Source organism: Streptomyces flaveolus, from assembly GCF_000716535.1.
Classification (GTDB): Bacteria; Actinomycetota; Actinomycetes; order Streptomycetales; family Streptomycetaceae; genus Streptomyces; species Streptomyces flaveolus_A.
Genome location: NZ_JNWV01000025.1, coordinates 42187 through 60386, shown reverse-complemented (window position 1 = coordinate 60386; position 18200 = coordinate 42187). Strand labels below are relative to the sequence as shown.

The window sequence follows — 18200 nt, the reverse complement described above, 5'->3', positions numbered from 1 at the left end:
TCCTGTTATTTTCCGTCCGTGAGCGTTCACGGGAACGTTCACGGGCGCTGTAAAACGTTCGGAAGTGTGCGCTCGGGTGCGGTTGAGTGTCAAGACTCTCGGATCACGATGATGAGGTGAGTGACAGTGCCGTCCGGCACCGAGTCCCGCAGGGTGACGATCCACGATGTCGCCCGGTCTGCCGGGGTGTCCCGGCAGACCGTGTCACGCGCGCTGAACGACAAGGGGGAGATCGACGAGTCCACCAAGCAGCGCGTGCTCGAAGCCGCGCGGACGCTGGGATACCGGCCGAGCCGGTTCGCCAGGGGGCTGGTGCGCCAGGACACGATCAGCGTCGGTCTCGTGATCCCCGACCTGCTCAACCCGTTCTTCACCGAGGTCGCCGCGGCGGCACTGGAGGCGGCGCGTGCCCGCGGATGGCACGTCCTGGTCTACGACACCGCGGACAGCGCACAGGAGGAGCTCGGCACGCTCCAGGTGATCGCCTCCCAAGTGGACGCGGTCGTCGGCTACTTCAGTCGGCCCGAGAGCGAGATCGAGCAGTGGACCCGGGGGCTGCCGGTCGTACTCATCGACCGGGGCGAGGACGCCGAACGCTTCAGCTCCATCCGGATCGACGGAAGGGACGGAGTGCGGGCGGCCATCTCACACCTCGTCCAGGCAGGGCACCGGCGTATCGGCATGCTCGACCACGCCGCTCGGGCAGAACCGAGCGTCCGGCACGCCTGGTTCGCCGACGCGCTGACCGCCTGCGGAATCGGCGACGGACCCGTGTGCCGCGCGGACCAGAGCGTGGAGGGCGGCGAGAGGGCGCTGGAGAACCTGCTCAGCCAGCACCCGGACGTCACCGCTGTCTTCGCCTTTAACGACGTCATCGCCATCGGGGCGCTCCGCGCCGCGCGCCGGACGGGGCGCCAGGTTCCGCGCGACCTGGCCGTGATCGGCTTCGACGGGGTGACCCTCGGCACGCTGGTCGAGCCCCCACTGTCCAGCGTGGCTCTCGACACCCGCCGGCTCGGAGCGCTCGCCGTCGAACAAGCGGCCCGTCTGCTGACAGGCGACAGCCCACTCGGCCCCGACGACCTCGTGACCCGCGCGGAACTCCGGCTCCGCGAGTCCGCCTAGGACGGACGGAGGGCGGGGTCAGCGAACGGTCGGGTCAGCGAACGGTCGGGGCAGAGCGCACCTCTGCCCTCATCACGCTGATCATCCTCTCCCGCGCCTCCTCCATCCTGCGCACCGCCTCGGGCCAACGCACCGCCGGCCGCGGCTGAGCGATCGGAGCGAGATGATCCACGAACGCGGCCCTGAGCACGTCCAGTGCCTGCCCCATGCAGTGGCTCCGCGGACAGCGGCACGAAGCGTATGCCGCGTTCTTGGCCGAGTGGGACAAGGCCTGTCCCGGTATGGGGTGCGAGGTCGCGCGCCTCACCGAACAGTGGGAAGAGCGATGGAGGACCACGGCCTGGACATCAGTGCTGAGGAACAGGACCTGGAGGACGCCCGAGAGTTCACGGAGCGGCTGATGCAGCCGACTGTGCTTCGTCCCGCACCCAGCGCCGGCCCACGTAGACGTCCGACGGCGGCGCTTGGCTTGGTGCCGGGGAGAATGCGCGGCATGACAGAGGTGGTCCAGTCAGTGCGTTCCGTCACGCGTGGTCGGAGCGCAGGCTGACCGCTCGGAGGAGGGCCTCCCGGCACGCCCGCACGGCAGGGTGCCGGCCGCGTCCGCGGCGTACGACGGTGAAGATGCGGCGCGTGCGCCGGCCCCGGGGGAGGGGCCGCAGGGTGACGGTCGGGCTCTGTCCGGTCCAGACGAGGCCGGGCAGGAAGGCCGCGGCGTGATTCTGCTCCACGAGGCGGAGGTGGAGCAGCAGGTCGGTGGTCTCGAACCGTACGTCCGGTTCGAAGCCGGCGTCGCGGCACAGGGTCACGGCCCAGTGCCGGGCGGCGGTGCCCTCGGGTTCCATCACCCAGGGGCGGTCGGCGAGTGAACGCAGCGCCGCCGTCGGGCCGTCGGCTTCCGCTGTGTCGGCCGGCTTCGGAAGGGCCAGGTGCAGGGGGTCGTCGAGCAGGTCTTCCTGCTCCAGTTCGGCGGGCCGAGGGTTGGGGTTGCCGGGGTATTCCTCGGCCAGGACGAGGTCGAAGTCGCGGGCCTGCAGGGCGGGTAGGGCCTTCTCCGGCTCCATGTGGGTGACGTGGACGCGCAGGTGCGGGTGCTGGTCACGCAGCAGGCCGAGCGCGGTCGGGACGAGGGCCAGGGCGGCCGTCTGGAACGAGGCGATGCGCAGGGTGCCGGTCAGGTCGGACAGCGAGGCGGCGATGTCCGCCTCCGCGCGCTCCAGACGTTCGAGGACCGCTTCGGTGTGGGCGACGAGGATCTCGGCCTGCTCGGTCAGCCGTACCCGCCGCCCGACCGGTTCCAGCAGCGGGACGCCGACCTCGGTCTCCAATTGGGAGAGCTGCTGGGAGACGGAGGAGGGGGCGTAGGAGAGGGCGGCGGCGACGGCCGCCAGGGTGCCGCGGTGCTTGAGTTCCCGGAGCAGGCGCAGTCGGTGCAGATCGAACATGGGGCGCCCGCCTTCCCTCGCCTTCCCGGACCGAAGGTCGATCGGTCGATTGATGGATCAGTCGATTGGTCGATCAGTTGGTTTTTTTGATGAGTATAGGTCGAAAACATTCGCTGGACCGATCGTAGGGGCGCACCGCACCCTGATCCTGTGCCTGACAATCCTTGCTCCTCCCGTTCCCTGCCGTGGTTCGCGCGCTCCGATGCCCGTGCCTGGCGGTGTGAACCCGCGCCGGCCGAGGTGCGGGCCTTCCACTTCTCGCTGCCCGACTACGCGCCCACCCCACTGACCGAACTCCCGTCGCTGGCGCACGCGTGGGGAGTCGGCCGGGTCTTCGTCAAGGACGAGTCGTGCCGTCTGGGACTGCCCGCGTTCAAGGCCCTGGGTGCGTCCTGGGCGGTCCACCGCACCCTTGCCGAGCGGACGGTGAACGGCGAAGAACCGGCCCCGGTCACCCTCGTCACCGCCACCGACGGCAACCACGGACGAGCGGTGGCCCGCATGGCCCGCCGCCTCGGCCAGGAGGCCCACGTCTTCGTTCCGCAGGGCGTGCATCCGCAGGCCGTGGCGGCCATCGTCGCAGAACAGGCGAAGGTCACCGAGGTCCCGGGACCCTACGACGAGGCCGTGCGCCTGGCGGCCGAGGCGGCCGGCGCGCCGGACGCGGTCCTGGTCCAGGACACCGCCTGGCCGGGTTACGAGCAGATCCCGCGCTGGATCGTCGAGGGTTACTCCACCCTCTGCGCCGAGATCGACGAGCAGTTGTCGGCCGAAGGGGTCGCCGAAGGCCCCGATCTCGTCTCCATACCGGTGGGCGTGGGGTCCCTGGCACAGGCCGTGGTCACCCACTACCGAAGCCGCCCCTCCGGACGTGCCCCGGCGCTGCTGTCGGTGGAGCCGGAGACCGCGCCGTGCGTCCTGGAAAGCCTCACCCTCGGCGCGCCCGTCAGCGTCCCGACGGGGGAGACCACCATGGCCGGGCTGAACTGCGGTACCCCGTCCAGCATCGCCTGGCCCCGTCTGCGCGACGGGCTGGACGCCGCGGTCGCGGTCTCGGACGGCGACAGCGCCCGGGCGGCCGGTGATCTGGCCGCTGCCGGTGTCTCCGCGGGCCCCTGCGGGGCCGCGTCGCTCGCCGGTCTGCGCGCGGCGCTCACCGGCGTGGGGGCCGAGGAACGCCGTACGGCGCTGGGGTTGGGGCCGTCCTCGGTCGTCGTGCTGCTAAGCACGGAGGGCACGGCTGCCAACCCGCACTCCGGCGCGTCTGGTTCGGCCGGGGGGAGGCCGGCAGCGTGCTGACCCATGTCGTGACCGCGATCGGCGTCCTGGGACTGCTCACCGTCGTGCCCGGCCCGGACATGGCGGTGGTGACCCGACGCGCGCTCATGGCCGGTCCCCGGGACGGGCTGCGTACCGTGGGCGGGGTCGCGACCGGGCTGCTGCTGTGGGGTGCGCTGACCGTGGCGGGGCTCGCGGCCGTGCTCGCCGCCTCGCCCGCGGCCTACCTGGCCGTCAAGCTCCTCGGCGCCGGCTACCTGGTGTTCCTGGGCGCGCAGACGCTGTGGCAGCACCGCCGTTCGGCACCGGCCGGCCGAACGGATGCCGGTCCTGCCGCCGCCGGGAGCCCCTGGCGGACCGGCCTGGCCGGCAACGTCCTCAACCCGAAGATCGCCGTCTTCTACACCGGGCTGCTCCCGACGCTGGCCCCGCCTCAGCTGCCCGCCTCCTGGGGCATGAAGCTCCTCGTGCTCCTCCACACCACGCTCACCCTCGCGTGGCTGAGCAGCTACGTGCTCCTGCTGTCCAAGGCCGGGCCCGTCCTCCAGAAGCCGCGGCTCCGCCGTGCGCTCGGGCGGACCACGGGCGTCGCGCTCATAGGCCTCGGCCTCGCGGTCGCCACCGCTTCCGGCTGACCGGCACCCCCCGACCGGTGCGTACGACGATGAGCGCTCCAGCCCGCGCGGCGTGGTGACGGAGGCACATTCGGGCCGTGGAACCGTGAGGACATAGGTTGACGGCATGGTGGAGGGGACGAGCTCCGCGGCGCAGACCATGCCGCAGGAGCAGCAGACGAGGGGGCGGCATGCTGCCCGACGCGAGAAGGACGAGGACGGGCTGGCTCGTTCGTCCTTACTCATGGCCGGTGGCACGGTGGTGTCCCGGGCGACAGGGCTGATCCGCCAGGTGCTGCAGGCCGCAGCGCTCGGAACCGGCCTGCTGGCCAGTACGTACAACACGGCGAACACGGTGCCGACGAGCCTGTACACGCTGCTGATCGGTGGTGCGCTCAACGCCGTGCTGGTGCCGCAGCTGGTGCGGGCCCGTGCGTCGAACTCCGATGGCGGTCGGGCCTACGAGCAGCGTCTGGTCACGCTCGTGGTGTGCGTGCTGGGCGTGGGGACTGCGCTGGCAGTATGGGCGGCGCCGCAGATAGTGGACATGGGCCGCAGAGCAGGGCGTGGGCGTCGCCGCGTTGGTGGCGCCACCGAGCTCATCTGCCGATTCCCCTCCACGGGGGGAGCGGTCACCGCGCCCCGTGATGCCAGCCAGATGCGCGAGCGGCTCCGCCTGAGCCGCCCGTCCTGTACGTGAGTCACGATGCACGGGGGGCGGGCCGACGCAAGTCAACGGGAGGTGGCCGCGGCCCTTCATCGATTCCCACGTCTGGCGGCGGCTGCCCGCTCCCGATGTTTACTCGGAGCGAGCAAGCACTGCCCCCGGCGCATCGGGGCGTCAGGGGCAGCGCCGGCAGGGGACGCGGGGCGCGTGAGTCAGGGCTCGGCGCCGCTAGACGGCCTCCTACGGGCGGACGTACGGCCGAGTCATGATCTCCATGTTGTGGCCGTCCGGGTCGGAGAAGTAGGCGCCACGTCCGCCGAAGAGACGGTTGATCTGGCCGGGCTCGGTGTGGCTGGGATCGGCGTAATAGGTGACACCGACCGTCTCCAAGCGGGCGATCATGGTGCTGAATTGATCGTCGGGCACGAGGAACGCGTAGTGCTGCGACTGGATCGGCTCGTCGCGCTTCTCGTAGTAGTCGAGTGTGACGCCGTTGCCCAGGTCGACGGGTAGGAACGGCCCGAAGGGGGCGCCCACCTTCAGACCCAGGATCGCGGCGATGAATTCGGCCGACAGTCGACGGTCTGTGGCGTAAACGGCGGTGTGGTTCAGCTGGACGGTGGCCGGCGAGGCGAGTTCGGGCCTGCGCTGCTGATCATGTGGCATGTGTGAGTGTGTCTCCGGGTCTTGGGTCCGCTGTTTGGCGCCACGTGTGGGCGCTGGAGGGAAGACGCGGAGGAGCGGCGGGGCTCTTGCCCGCCTCGTGCTCAAGCCGAGGCCGGGTGCCTCACTCGTGTATGGCCCATGGCCGACCCGGCAGTCACGTGAGCGACCCTAATGCCTCACCGTCCGTCACGGCAACGCAAGATCCCGATTAGTGCTGTCGGCCCGTCGAGCGGGTCCATAAGAACAATTGTTCTTTACGTAGTGTACTTTTGTTCTTATGGATGGGATGGGAACCCCCGACGGGCAAGAGACGGCAGGCCGCGGGGAACGACGCGCGCGGCGCCACGATCCGCAGCGCAGGAGGCGGATCCTGGACGCCGCGTTGGACGTACTCGTCGCGGACGGGGTCGCCGGTATCACGCACCGCAAAGTGGCCTCCAGTGCGGACGTACCGTTGGGCTCGGTCACCTACCACTTCGCGAGCCTGACCGAACTGCGGACTCAGGCGTTCACCTGGTACGTCGAACAGCGGACCGCCGAGTACGAAGCCCTCTTCGCCGAAGTGGCGACGCGCGAGGACCTGATCGACGTCCTGGTGGACGTCGTCCAGGGAGGACCGTCCCGGCACCGCAGTGCAGTCCTCGGCTTCGAGCTGCATCTGGCCGCGCTGCGCGACCCCGCTCTGCGCGCGCTGACACACGAGTGGACCAAGGCCGGCCGGGCCGTACTGGCCCGCTTCACCGGACCGGAGACCGCCGCACGCCTGGACGCGCTGCTGGAGGGCATGATCATGCATGCGCTGCTGTCGACGGATCGGGACCCTCGCGAGGAGACACGGGCTGCCATCGCGCAGACCCTCGGCCCGGTCATAGGACCGGGGGCGTGAACACACCGGCCGGCGGCCCGTACTCGCGTGAGACCCGGATGGCCGTACGGTCGACGTACCTGGTCTTCGCCGCCCTGGGCCTGGCCGGAGCGACGTGGGTGTCCCGGCTGCCGCAGATCCGCGAGCGAATGGACCTGGACGCCGCATCGGTGGGCCTTCTCCTGCTGCTGATCGCGGTCGGCGGTGTCGCCGCACTGCCCCTGGCAGGGACCGTCGTCGCACGCGTCGGGCCCCGGCGGGCCGTCACCGCGGTGGCTGTGCTCATCGGCGTCGGTCTCGTCGCACTGGCCTTCGCCCTGGCGGAAGGGGCGGGGAGCAACTGGATCAGCCTCGCCGTCATCGACCGCCACCACACCGCGGCCTCCGTCGGCACCCTCGCCTATGCCGCGTTCCTCGCGGCGGTCACGCTGGGCCGCTGGCTCGGGCCGCAGATCGTCGACCGCTTGGGCCGGCCCGGCGCCCTGCGCGCGGCGGCCGGTTCGGCAGCCTCCGGGGTCGTCCTGTTCGCCTTCGGACCCGGTCTGTGGACGGGATTCGCCGGCGCGCTGCTGCGGGGAGCGGGCGCGGCACTCGGATTCCCCGTCGGTCTGAGCGCCGGTTCCGATAATCCCGCCAGAGCCGCCGTCCGGGTCGGAGTGATCACCTCGATCGGATACTGCGGCTTCGTCTGCGGCCCGCCGCTGATCGGATTCCTCGCCGACCGGACCGCCCTCGCACCGGCTCTGCTGGTCGTCGCCGCCCTCATGGCCGCAGCCATCCCTCTGGCGGGCGCCGCCCGCGCAGCCCCGCCGCCCGCGCACGAAGAACCCGCGCACGAAGAAGCCGCGCGCGAAGAAGCCGTCGACGCCGGCCCCGCCCGGCCGGAACACCCAGCACACCGAGGAGAGCACCGTGCCGACCGATACACCCATGATCAAGGTCAGTGACGCCGAACTGGACGACCTCCGCGCCAGGCTGCGCGCCACAAGATGGCCGGAGCCCTGGCCGGTCAGCGCCTGGGAGGCCGGCACCGACCTCGCGGAACTCCGACGCCTCGTCACCCACTGGGCCTCCGGCTACGACTGGCGGACCCACGAGGCCGCCATCAACGCTCTGCCCTCCCACCTCGTCGACCTCGACGGCACGCCCGTGCACTACCTCCGCTACGACGGCGAACACCCGGACGCGCTGCCCATCGTGCTCACCCACGGCTGGCCCAGCTCCGTCCTGGAACTCACCGCGCTCGCCGAGCGATTGGCCACTCCCTCCCGGTACGGAGGGAAGGCCGAGGACGCCTTCACCGTGATCGTCCCCTCGCTGCCAGGCTTCGCCTTCTCACCGCAGCGGCCGACGCTCACCGGGGCCGAACAGACCCACGACCTCTGGCACCGGTTGATGCACGACCAACTCGGCTTCCGTCGCTACGCGGCACACGGCGGAGACCTGGGCGCCGGCATCACCTCACGGCTCGCCGAGGCCCACCCCGAGGCGGTCGTCGCCATCCATTTGCTCGCCGCCGCGCCCCCGGCCGACCACGACCCGGCCGGACTCACCCCCGAGGAAGAGACCTACCTCGCCTCCGTCGCGGCCTGGCAGGAACAGGAAGGCGGCTACATGCACCAGCAGGCCACACGCCCCCTCACCCTCGCCCCCGCCCTGACCGACTCACCCGCCGGCGTGCTGGCCTGGATCACGGAGAAGTACCGCGCGTGGAGCGACTGCGGGGGTGACCTGTCCTCGCGCTTCAGCGACGACTTCGTGCTCACGCAGGCGTCCCTCTACTGGTTCACGGGCACGATCGCCACGTCGTTCCGGCCCTACTACGAGTACGCGCACAACCTGACCCGGCGGGTGCGGCGGGTGGACGTCCCCACCGCCCTGGCCCTGTTCCCCGCCGACCTGAGTCAGCCGCCACGGAGCTGGGCCGAGCGCACCTACAACCTCACGCGCTACACCCGCATGCCCCGCGGCGGACACTTCGCCGCCCACGAGGAACCCGACCTGCTGGCCCACGACATCACCGAGTTCTTCCGTGACCACCGTTCCCCCTCGCCTCCGGCTCCACGACGGGAGGCGTGACGGACTCTTCAGTGCACGCGTTCACCGCACGCCTCGGAAAACAGCACGGCGCCGGGCGGCAGTTCGCCCGGACGCCGTCCCCTCACCCGTAGGCACGCTTCGAGAGAGCCCTGCACAGGGGGGTATTCGAGGGCAACCTCGTCCAGTACGGCGATCTCCCCGCCGAGGTGCAGTTCCACCGCCTGTACACCGCCCGGGAAGCGGCCGACCAGGGTTCCGAAGGCCGCCGTGTCAGTGCCGTCGGCGACGCACTCCCGGATCTCGAAGCGCCAGTGCTCGGCCGCATCGGCAAGCAGTGCCCTGCCTCGCTTGCCCAGTCTCGCGAGGAGAGCCGTGCGGGATCGCAGATGGTCGGCGATGGCGCAGCAGATCGGGACCGCTGTGCCGTAGGGCGTCGTCACCCGCGTGTACTCGGCGTGGGGATAGGACGACAAGGCCTCGTCGATCAGTCCCAACGCGGCGGCGCGCGCCGCCGGGTGGCCCCGCTGAGCTATCTCCAGGAGGAAGGGGGTCGCGACCGCGGCCGCCGGAAACACCGCCGCACTGTGGCCGTGGACGATTCCGCCGCCACCGAGCAGCGAGCCGGCCTCCGCCGCCTCCACCAGGTTCGCCGCATCGGCCAGGGCCCGCAGGCCCTCGGCGGCACGAGCCGGTTCGTACCAGTCGGGGTGGCCCGGTACGGCACCCCAGTCCACCGCATCGATCGCATCCAGCACGACAGCATCCTCGCACCGCTGCCGGCCACCGCGCCGGGTGCTACGTCAGGTCGCTCAGAGAGGCTCAGGGCGCTTGTGGGCGAGCGCGTGCCTGTCCAGCAGGCACAGAGCGGTGGTGACGGCATGACCGTCACCACCGGGCGCCTCATCCTTCGAGGCTCATGTACAGACGAGTGCCTTGGGGCCGGTAGCCGACGCGTTCGTACACGCGGCGGGATCCTTCGCCCGCGTACTCCAGCCAGACCGATCCTGCTCCTCGAGAGAACATGGCCTGGGTCAGTGCCCACGTGACCGAGGCGGCAACTGAGCGGCCACGAAAGGCCGGGCGGGTCCCCACACCCGCCAACTCCGACGTGCCCACGGCCGGCGCGGAGCAGGAGGCCGCGCCGGCGCATCCGCCATCGGGGGCCCGGACGAACCGGACCGCACCGCCGTTCTCCTGAGTGCGCCGTAGTCGGGCGGCGCCTTCGGGAGAGGGAGCGAAGTCACCGGCGAACGCCTCGGACAGGGCCGCGTCGATCGCCGCGTAGTCCTCATCCGTGCGCGGGATCTCCACGCTGAGCCCGGCAGTTGTCCGGTTGCCGGTCGGCCGCGGCATCAGCGTGGCGGGCGTGCAGACCATGTATTCGTGCACAGCCTCCGTGGCGAACCCCGCCCGGCGCACTGCCGCTTCCACTGCTGGTGCGGCCTGCGGGGCGAACTCCAACCGTGGTTTGAGCCCGCGCTCGCGAAACGCCTCGATCAGCACGCTGACGTCTCGGTCGGTGGGACGGGTGCCGGGCACCGGGGTCGCGTAGTTGATGTAGGGACTGGTCGTCGTCGGGTCGAATCCCGCGACGAAACCGCCGATCTCGAGCGCTGCGGGGCGGCGGCGCAGGTTGGCGACGGCAAAGCTCTGGACGGTGATGTCCACGGTGGTGTCCTCACTGGAGCTACAGGCGGAGCGCGCTGCCGCCGCGCGGGCGGATCGATGACAGCGCGCGAGCTGTCGTACCGGCCGCAGCCGGGGCACCTCCGAGCAGGGAGGTGGGGCGGTGGTCTTCACCACCGCGTCGTTGGGCCGCCGTGAGGAGACGGATGTGACACCGGTGACCGCTGCCCCCGAGGGAGACGGTCAGTGCCGACGGCGGCCGCTGCGGGGCGCCGTGATCAATTGGCTTCAGTCCTTCGCCGTGAGTGGGTGCGTGCCGGAAAGCTGGAAGGAGGCTCCCACGGCGGTAAGCAGGAGAGCAAGCGGGAATGCCCCCCGGCCTGGTGGGTGGCAAGGTGCTGTCGTCCGGGTCTGAAAGCAGGGCGGAACCAATCGCGCCCCTCACCGTTCTATGTCATGCAGCACACGGACCACGACAAGGAGCCCTGCGACCACATGGGTGACTCGCTGCGAGTTGCGGCCACCGTCGGATCCTGCTCGTTGCCTTTGCGGCCTTGCTCACCACTGTCTTCGTCTGGCGCAGATCACTCTTATCGCAGGACGGGGCGGTTGGCGGATGTGTACTCGTCCGCGATGTTGAACACGCTGGCGCAGTTCGGGCATTCGGCCTTGCCGAAGAGATGGGCGAATCCATCGGCCGGTACCTCGTGCCCGTCGCGGACGGCAGTCTCGTGCATCCACCGACCGGTGCCGGAAAGTTCCCCGGCGGACGCCGGCCGCAGGCCGCGACGGTCAACGTCGCCCAGGTGCCAGTCCCGGATCGCTGAATAGCGCCCGTGATCCCCGATGGCAATCGTCACTTCCACGGCGCAGTGGGGGCAGGCCAGGTGGTAGAAGTCGTCCGTGAAGTCCCCTATTACGGCACTCCAGTGGTATGCCTCCTTGGCCGCAAGCAGATCGAGGAAGGTCGCGAGGTAGTCGACCGGCCGTGATCGCAGGTGCCGGTCCAGCAGCTTCCGGAACTCCATGATCGCGTCGGCGCAGTCCGCCAGCAGATCGTCGCAGCCGTGGTGTCCTGCCGCCCGTCGCAGGATCGCCCCGGCCAGTCCACGCGCCCGTGCGTTACTTGAGGCGAGACGCACCAGGCGCGGCAGGGCGGCAAAGCCGGCGGGGAAGACGAGGTCGTGTTCGAGGACCAGCCGGTATCCCAGTTCCTCCCATGCTTCGGCGTTGTCCTCGAGCTCCACCCGCTCCAGAAGCGCAGGAACGCGATCGACATCCCCGTAGCAGTCGTGCATCTGCGTCCAGTTCACCACCTGGGCATTGAAGCGCCCGATGGCAGCCGAGGTGGACGCACCTGTTCCTGACTCATCGGACAGACCCTAGTGGATCATCCGGTCCCGGCTCCCGGTGACCGGTACTGGTTCCCGACGCCTCCATGAGTACCTCCCCGGCCGCCGTCCGGACGTACAGCACCGACCGTCCGGCACGGCGTCGCTCCACGAGACCCGCGTCCAGCAGCACCCGCAGATGCCCACCCACCGACCCCAGCGCCTGCCCGGTCACGGCGACCAGCTGGGTCGTGCTCATGGGGGTGCCGAGCAGCGTCAGCAATCCGGCCCTCGCGGTCCCGATGAGCGCCCCGAGCCCGGCCGGTACGGGCCGCCGGTCGTGGTCCTCGGCGAGTACGCCGAGACACGGGTAGACGACGGCGTACCGCTCCCGTCCCTTCCACGACACCCACCCGGCCCCCGGCGTCACCGGCATGAACAGCAGCTCGGCACCGGCGGCCACCTCCCGAGGCGGATACGCGTTCAGGTTGACCTGGAACCGGCTCTCCCCGAGCCACCGCATCCCCGGCCGCAGCGAGTCCAGCACGGCCGCCCAGCCGCCCTGGTGCACCCGCGCGGTTCGCGCGACCATGTCGGCCTCCAGGACGCGTCGCCGGCGGTCCCAGTACGGCCGTACGGTCTCCTCCCAGACGGTGGTCAGCAGCGCGGTCGCCCGCTCGGGCAGGTCGTCGCGCTCCAGGGCGGCGGGGAGCGGGCCGCGCAGGGACACCCGTAGGTCGGCCCGCGCCTGGTCGGCCCCGGCCGCCCGCACCCGGGCCACGGTCTCCTCGAAGCTCTCGCCGACGCATGAGGTGGGGCAGAAGAAGTCGGCGATCCACGACGTGCCGAGTGCCGCCCGCACGAGGTGCGCGGCCACCGGGTCGGCCGCGAGGCGCGCGCGGTAGCCGGGCAGGTGCGCGCGCAGCCAGGCCTCCTCACACGGATGGGAGCCGGTTCCCGCGTGCAGCAGTTTCAGGCTCGCGAAGGTCTCGGCGAAGGGCGAGAGCACGAACCGGCTGCGGGCCAGCGTGTCGGTGCCGATCTGCCACAAGCCCATGGGTACGACCTTTCGTCTGTCGTCGAAACATTGAACACGGCCCCGCTGTTGCTCCGAGACTGCGACGCATGCGCAGCTACCGAGCCTTGTTCCGCACCCCGGAGTTCACCCCGTTCCTGCTCTCCTTCGCCGCCTTCGCCGCGGCCCAGACGATCGGCGGCCTGGCCCTCGGCACGCTCGTCTTCCGGGCCACCGGCTCCCCACTCCTGTCGGCGGTGAGCATGTTCGGCCCGCAACTGGCGCAGTTGCTGGGGGCCGCCCTCCTGCTCTCGGGCGCCGACCGCCTGCCCGCGCGTGCGATCCTGTCCGGCCTCGCCCTCGCCTTCGCGGCCGCCACGGTGGTGCTGGCGCTGCCCGGCCTGCCGGTCTGGGCGGTCTTCGCCGTCGTACTCGCGCAGGGGCTGGTCGCCTCGCTGGGCGGGGGAGTGCGCGGGGGACTGCTGAACGAGATCCTGTCCAAGGACGGCTACGTCCTGGGCCGTTCGGTCTTCAACATGCTCTGGGGCCTGACGCAGATGGCCGGATTCGCGACGGGCGGCGCACTGCTGGCGCTGCTGTCCCCGCGCACCTGTCTGCTCCTCGCGGCAGCGCTGTACCTGACGTCGGCCCTCGTCACCCGCCTGGGTCTCACCCTCCGCCCGCCACGTTCCTCGGGCCGCCCGTCCGTCTCGGCGACCTGGCGCAGCAATGCCCTCCTGTGGTCCTCGCGCCCCCGCCGCCTGACGTACCTGGGCCTGTGGGTCCCCAACGGCCTGGTGGTCGGGAGCGATTCGCTGTACGTCTCCTACGCCCCCGGAGCCGCCGGCACGCTGTACGCGTTCGGGGCCCTGGGCATGTTCCTGGGTGACATGGCGGTGGGCCGCCTGGTACCGCCCGCGGTGCGCCCCCGTCTCGCGATCCCGCTGCGCCTGCTGCTGGCGGCTCCCTACCTGTTCTTCGTGCTACGGCCGGGAGTGGCCCTGTCGGCCGTGGCCGTCACCGTCGCTTCGGTCGGCTTCGCCGCGAGCCTGGTCCTGCAGGAACGCCTGATGGCCCTCACACCCGACGACCTCGCGGGCCAGGCCCTCGGCCTGCACACCACCGGCATGGCCGCCCTGCAGGGCGTCGGCGCCGCCCTCGCGGGCACGCTGGCCCAACTGACCTCCCCGGCCACGGCGATGACGCTGATGGCAGCCGCCTCGGTCACCGTGACCCTGATACTCGCGGCGCTGGACAGGCACGGGCGGCGACAGTCGGCCGCCCCCGGTGCGCGTCCGGGCGTCGCGCCGGAACCCGCCGCCACGGACTAAGCCCTGTCGTTTGGACCAGGCCGGCTACGAGGAGCGGTGCCCTCGAGCCGAGCCGAGCGGGGTCTGGTGCGTGCAGCCGCAAGGCGGAGGAGGGCGACAACGCGATGGGGGTCCCCGCGCGAGCGCAGCCGAGCGCGGGGGAGTTGGCAACCGACGACAACGCGGCAGACGTGCGTGCCGGACCCCCGCCGGGATGATCCAAGCGACAGGGCCTGGCCCAGCCGCAGGCCAACGGCCAGCCGTCACCGTAAACCCGCTCGACCCGGTCACCTTCGCGAAGAGATCCTTGGGCATGGAGTTCTTCTGCTACCACCGCGACCGGCCCGGCTCCCTGCCCCTGCGCCGTGAACTACGGGAAGAGCATTGGTCCTACATGGACCGATACGCCAAGGAGGTGATCGCCCGGGGTCCGACCCTGGCCGCCGACGGCAACACACCCACCGGCAGCGTGCACATCGTCGACCTGCCCGATCCCGCCGCTGCCCGCGCGTTCGCCTTCGACGAGCCGAACCACCAGGCCGGCGTCTACCGGGACGTGCTGCTGCGACGGTGGCGCAACACGCTGGGGCGCACCATGTGGGACTTCCCCGGCGGCCGGGCCGGCGGCAACCGGTACCTGGTGCTCGGCCTCGGCGCCGGGCAAGCCGCCGACCTCGCGGTCCCCTCCGACCGGGACGGGCTGATCGCCTACGGGCCGCTGCTGTCCGACGACGGCGACACCTGGCTGGGAACGGCGGCGTTGGTCCGGGCGCCGGACCCGGACACGGCACGCACCATCCTGACCCGGGACCGGTACGACGACATCGAGGTGCACAACTGGCAGTTCGGCGGGCGCCCTTCCTAGCCGGGCCGGTCGAGGCGCCGACGTCGAGGACCGGCCCGGGCTCGCTCGGACGTCAGTCGTGCACGCCCGCCGACTCCACCGCCCCGCGGCGCATGGAGAGGCCCGCCGGTACGACCGCCGAGATCACGGCGAGCACCGCGCAGGCACCCAGGACCGCCGCGAGCGTGTCCCACGGGATCTCGATGGACGTCCGCACCGAGAGCAGACCGAGCGCGCTCCACATGCCCACCAGGTTGAGACCGGCGACCAGTGCGCCCAGCAGTCCGCCGACCATGACCACCATCAGCGCCTCGGCGCCCACCAGCAGCAGCACCTGCCACCTGGTGGCGCCGGCGAGCCGCAGCACAGCCAGCTCGCGGACCCGGTCGGAGGTCGTCATGACCATCGTGTTGGCCAGCGAGATGACGGTGTAGAGGAGGGCGATCCCGAGGACCAGGAAGAAGCCCATCCGGGTCGTCCGGTCGGTCTCGGGGGACGTCGCCCGCACCCAGGCGTCCCCGGTGAGGACCGTCCCGCTCGACGCCCGCACCGCCTGACGCAGGCCGGCGGCCACGGCGGCCGCGTCGGCACCGTCCGCGAGGCGTACGTCGACCCGGTCGACGGGCGCCGTCGGGGCGTTGCGGGGGGTGACGTAGACGCCGTTGTCGCCGGTGCCGATGGGCATGACCGCGGCGATCCTCAGGGACCTTCTCGTGCCGTCGCCGAGCCACACGTCCACCCGCTCGCCCACGGTGTGCCTCTGCCACTCCTCGTTGACGATGATCGAGCCGTCGTCCAGATCGCTCACCCTCCCCGCGGTGAGCGGCAGCCGGGCCGTCGCCGCGAGCGGTACCGGCTCGGCGGCCCTGGCGTCGGATCTGATGAGCGCCACGCCGTCCTCCAGGACGTACACGGCGCTCGACGAACTCGCCGAGACCTCGGCACCGGACACGGCCCGGAGCCGCCGCAGCGTCGCCTCGTCGAAGCCGGCGCCGCCCGCCGGGGTGACCACGAAATCTGCCGCCGTCCGCTCGCGCGCCTCGGTGGCCTTCGCCTCCTTCAGGGTCGCGGCGGCGCCCAGCAGCGAGCCGGCCAGTGCGATCGTGACCAGCACGGGAGCCGCGACGGCGGCGGTGCGGCGCACCCCGGCCGCGGCGTTCTCGCGCACCAGCATCCCGCCCGCGCCGGGCAGTTGGGCCGGCAGCCAGGCGATCAGCCGGCTCAGTGGCCGCACCAGCACCGGCGCGAGCAGCGCCACCGCGCTGATCAGCAGCATCGGCCGGCTCACATAGGTCTTGCGCTGCAGCAGGTCGCCCGGGTCCGTCGCCAGGGTGAGAGCCAGCGTCACCGCGGCGGTGACCAGCAGGGCCGTGCCGGACAGCCGGCGGCCCCATGTCATCGCCCCGGTGTCGACGGACGCCTCGCGCAGCGCCTCGGTGGGACCGGTGCGCCCCGCCCGCCAGGACGCGGCCAGCACGCCGCACAGGGCCACCAACAGGCCCGTCCAGAACGCCAGATGGTAAGGCCACGTGTAGTCCCCGATGGTGAACCAGCGGGGTGCGAGGCTCTCGTCGACCGCCCACGCGGCGAGCGTCGGAGCCCCGTAGGAGCCGAGCACACATCCGGCGGCCGAGGCGAGCGCACCGACCACGAGCGCCTCGGAGACGACCATGCGGCGGATCTGTCCCGGGGTCGCCCCGGCGGTGCGCAGCAGCCCGAACTCGCGGCGCCGCTGGACCACCGCGAACGCGAAGGTCGAGGCCACCACGAACACCGACACGAACCCGCTGACGCCGCCGGCCGTGCCGAACATGGCGGTCATCGCGGTGAGGGCCTCGCCGTCCCGGTCGGGATCGGCGTCGGCGTACCGGCGCGCGCGACCGGTGAGGACCTGGACGCCCTCGCTGCCGCGCACCGCCTCGCGCACGGCCGCCGCGTCGGCGTCGACCACGAGCTGGAGGCTGCGCGGCGACAGTTCGGCGGCGCGGGCGTCGGTGTAGAACACGGCGTTCTCGAAACCGCGCCCGGCCACGGTGCCGACGACGCGCACCGTGCCGGCGTCGGTCCGTACCCGGGTGCCCGGACGGGCCCAGTCACCGCTGACGGCGACCTCGTCCGCCGCCTCGGGCGCGCGCCCCGCGTCGAGTTCGTACGGCGCGAAGGCCGCGGTGGACCAAGGGTGACCCACCAGGTCGGCGGGGCGCCCTCGGCCCGCACGGCGAACGACCGGTCCTCGACGACGGTCCCGAGGCCGCGCAGCTTCGTGACCACGTCGTGGGGCACGGCACGCGGCTGCGCGAGCCTCTGGGTTCGGTCGCCGATCGAGGTGGGCACCTCGAGTGTGTCCTGGCCCTTGACGACGACCGGCGCGGCGGCGAACCGCTCCGGTCCCCGGGCGGGTGCGTCCAGCGAGGAGGCCAGGGCCAGACCCATGACGGCGATCAGCGCAACGCCCAGGGAGAGGGCGACGAAAGTGCCGACGAAGGTGACCCAGCGGGTGCGCAGGGTGCGCAGCGTGGTGCTCAGCACGGCGCCGCCTCGAGCCTGGTCATGCGCGCCGCGACGTCCTCGGCACGGGCGCCGATCAACTCGCCGTTGACACGGCCGTCGACGAGGAAGACGACGCGGTCGGCGTGGGAGGCGGCGACGGGGTCGTGGGTGACCATGATGACCGTCTGCCCGTCCCGGTCCACCATGCCGCGCAGCAGGGTCAGCACCTCCCGGCCGGTCCGCGAGTCGAGCGCGCCGGTCGGCTCGTCGCCGAACAGGACGTCGGGGCGGGTGATCAGGGCGCGGGCCAGGGCGACCCGCTGCTGCTGGCCGCCGGACATCTCCGCCGGCCGGTGCCGCGCCCGGTCGCCGAGTCCGACCTGTCGGAGCACCTCGCGGACTTCGGCCTTCTTCGGGCGGCGGCGGGCCAGCCGTAGCGGCAGGGCCACGTTCTGTTCGGCGGTCAGCGAGGGCAGCAGGTTGAACGCCTGGAACACGAAGCCGATGCGCTCGCGGCGCAGCAGGGTCAGCTCGGTCTCGCTCAGCCTGGTCAGCTCGGTGCCGCCCACGGTGACCGAGCCCGACGTGGGCCGGTCCAGGCCGGCGGCGCACTGCAGCAGGGTCGACTTGCCGGACCCGGACGGGCCCATGACGGCGGTGAAGGTCCCCCTCGGGAAGGCGAGTGACACCTCGTCGAGGGCGGTGACGGACGTACCGCCCGCACCGTACCGCCGGATCACGGACCGCGTCACTTCCCATGTGTTCCCCCACCAGCATTCGCTCCTTGGCTCGTTGGTGCCTCCACGAAACCGCGGACTCCCGTCGTGACGCAGTACGGCGGGAACGAGACCTGAGGTAGGGCCAGGCCTACCCCAGGCACGGAC

Annotated in this window: 15 protein-coding genes and 2 pseudogenes; 9 read left to right on the top strand and 8 right to left on the bottom strand. The window is 71.7% G+C overall.

Annotation, left to right across the window (positions count from 1 at the left end):
- The first annotated feature begins 126 nt into the window (after positions 1 to 126).
- Positions 127 to 1125 carry a LacI family DNA-binding transcriptional regulator gene (locus tag OO52_RS26580; RefSeq protein ID WP_030646617.1) on the top strand — a complete coding sequence of 333 codons (999 nt, stop codon included), beginning with the start codon at positions 127 to 129 and terminating at the stop codon, positions 1123 to 1125.
- 524 nt (positions 1126 to 1649) lie between these two features.
- On the opposite strand, the gene OO52_RS26575 is transcribed toward OO52_RS26580, so the two are convergent.
- Complete coding sequence (locus tag OO52_RS26575) at positions 1650 to 2570, bottom strand: LysR substrate-binding domain-containing protein (protein ID WP_030646615.1); 921 nt, start codon at positions 2568 to 2570, stop codon at positions 1650 to 1652.
- A 150-nt stretch (positions 2571 to 2720) separates the two neighbouring features.
- Between OO52_RS26575 and OO52_RS26570 the strand changes: the two genes are divergently transcribed.
- The 3 genes and pseudogenes from OO52_RS26570 to OO52_RS26560 form a co-directional block, all read left to right on the top strand.
- Positions 2721 to 3869 (top strand): diaminopropionate ammonia-lyase, encoded by a 1149-nt coding sequence (locus OO52_RS26570; RefSeq protein WP_030646613.1) that lies wholly within the window; start codon positions 2721 to 2723, stop codon positions 3867 to 3869.
- The gene (locus tag OO52_RS26565) at positions 3863 to 4483 is read left to right on the top strand and encodes a LysE family translocator (RefSeq protein ID WP_030646612.1); all 621 of its coding nucleotides are present in this window, start codon (positions 3863 to 3865) and stop codon (positions 4481 to 4483) included. The genes OO52_RS26570 and OO52_RS26565 overlap by 7 nt, the downstream gene beginning before the upstream one ends.
- Positions 4484 to 4589: 106 nt before the next feature.
- Positions 4590 to 5007 (top strand): annotated as a pseudogene (locus OO52_RS26560) (lipid II flippase MurJ); the annotation flags it as partial.
- A 362-nt stretch (positions 5008 to 5369) separates the two neighbouring features.
- Here OO52_RS26560 and OO52_RS26555 read toward each other — a convergent pair.
- Complete coding sequence (locus OO52_RS26555; RefSeq protein ID WP_030646608.1) at positions 5370 to 5795, bottom strand: VOC family protein; 426 nt, start codon at positions 5793 to 5795, stop codon at positions 5370 to 5372.
- Positions 5796 to 6072: 277 nt separating this feature from the next.
- Here OO52_RS26555 and OO52_RS26550 point away from each other — a divergent pair, with 277 nt between their 5' ends.
- Genes OO52_RS26550 through OO52_RS26535 form a run of 3 tightly spaced genes read left to right on the top strand, consistent with a single transcriptional unit; the run spans position 6073 to position 8739 of the window.
- Complete coding sequence (locus OO52_RS26550) at positions 6073 to 6681, top strand: TetR/AcrR family transcriptional regulator (RefSeq protein ID WP_030646606.1); 609 nt, start codon at positions 6073 to 6075, stop codon at positions 6679 to 6681.
- Positions 6678 to 7607: an MFS transporter gene (locus OO52_RS46165; protein WP_051818563.1), complete on the top strand. Its 930-nt coding sequence runs from the start codon at positions 6678 to 6680 to the stop codon at positions 7605 to 7607. The genes OO52_RS26550 and OO52_RS46165 overlap by 4 nt, the downstream gene beginning before the upstream one ends.
- The gene (locus tag OO52_RS26535) at positions 7573 to 8739 is read left to right on the top strand and encodes an epoxide hydrolase family protein (RefSeq protein ID WP_234339781.1); all 1167 of its coding nucleotides are present in this window, start codon (positions 7573 to 7575) and stop codon (positions 8737 to 8739) included. The genes OO52_RS46165 and OO52_RS26535 overlap by 35 nt, the downstream gene beginning before the upstream one ends.
- 8 nt (positions 8740 to 8747) lie before the next feature.
- On the opposite strand, the gene OO52_RS26530 is transcribed toward OO52_RS26535, so the two are convergent.
- The 4 genes from OO52_RS26530 to OO52_RS26515 form a co-directional block, all read right to left on the bottom strand.
- Positions 8748 to 9455: a hypothetical protein gene (locus tag OO52_RS26530; protein WP_037629410.1), complete on the bottom strand. Its 708-nt coding sequence runs from the start codon at positions 9453 to 9455 to the stop codon at positions 8748 to 8750.
- Between the two features lie 145 nt (positions 9456 to 9600).
- Positions 9601 to 10368: a GNAT family N-acetyltransferase gene (locus tag OO52_RS26525; protein ID WP_030646598.1), complete on the bottom strand. Its 768-nt coding sequence runs from the start codon at positions 10366 to 10368 to the stop codon at positions 9601 to 9603.
- Positions 10369 to 10916: 548 nt separating this feature from the next.
- On the bottom strand, positions 10917 to 11642 hold the full coding sequence (locus OO52_RS26520; protein ID WP_158712571.1) for a hypothetical protein: 726 nt from the start codon (positions 11640 to 11642) through the stop codon (positions 10917 to 10919).
- A 52-nt stretch (positions 11643 to 11694) separates the two neighbouring features.
- On the bottom strand, positions 11695 to 12714 hold the full coding sequence (locus tag OO52_RS26515) for an ArsR/SmtB family transcription factor (RefSeq protein ID WP_030646595.1): 1020 nt from the start codon (positions 12712 to 12714) through the stop codon (positions 11695 to 11697).
- A gap of 68 nt (positions 12715 to 12782) precedes the next feature.
- Between OO52_RS26515 and OO52_RS26510 the strand changes: the two genes are divergently transcribed.
- Both OO52_RS26510 and OO52_RS26505 read left to right on the top strand, forming a co-directional pair.
- The gene (locus tag OO52_RS26510) at positions 12783 to 14003 is read left to right on the top strand and encodes a membrane protein (protein ID WP_030646593.1); all 1221 of its coding nucleotides are present in this window, start codon (positions 12783 to 12785) and stop codon (positions 14001 to 14003) included.
- Positions 14004 to 14295: 292 nt separating this feature from the next.
- Complete coding sequence (locus OO52_RS26505; protein ID WP_030646590.1) at positions 14296 to 14847, top strand: YciI family protein; 552 nt, start codon at positions 14296 to 14298, stop codon at positions 14845 to 14847.
- Between the two features lie 52 nt (positions 14848 to 14899).
- Here OO52_RS26505 and OO52_RS26500 read toward each other — a convergent pair.
- Positions 14900 to 17355, bottom strand: a pseudogene (locus OO52_RS26500) (FtsX-like permease family protein).
- On the bottom strand, positions 17349 to 18068 hold the full coding sequence (locus OO52_RS26495; protein WP_030646588.1) for an ABC transporter ATP-binding protein: 720 nt from the start codon (positions 18066 to 18068) through the stop codon (positions 17349 to 17351). The pseudogene OO52_RS26500 and the gene OO52_RS26495 overlap by 7 nt, the downstream one beginning before the upstream one ends.
- Between the last annotated feature and the right edge of the window lie 132 nt (positions 18069 to 18200).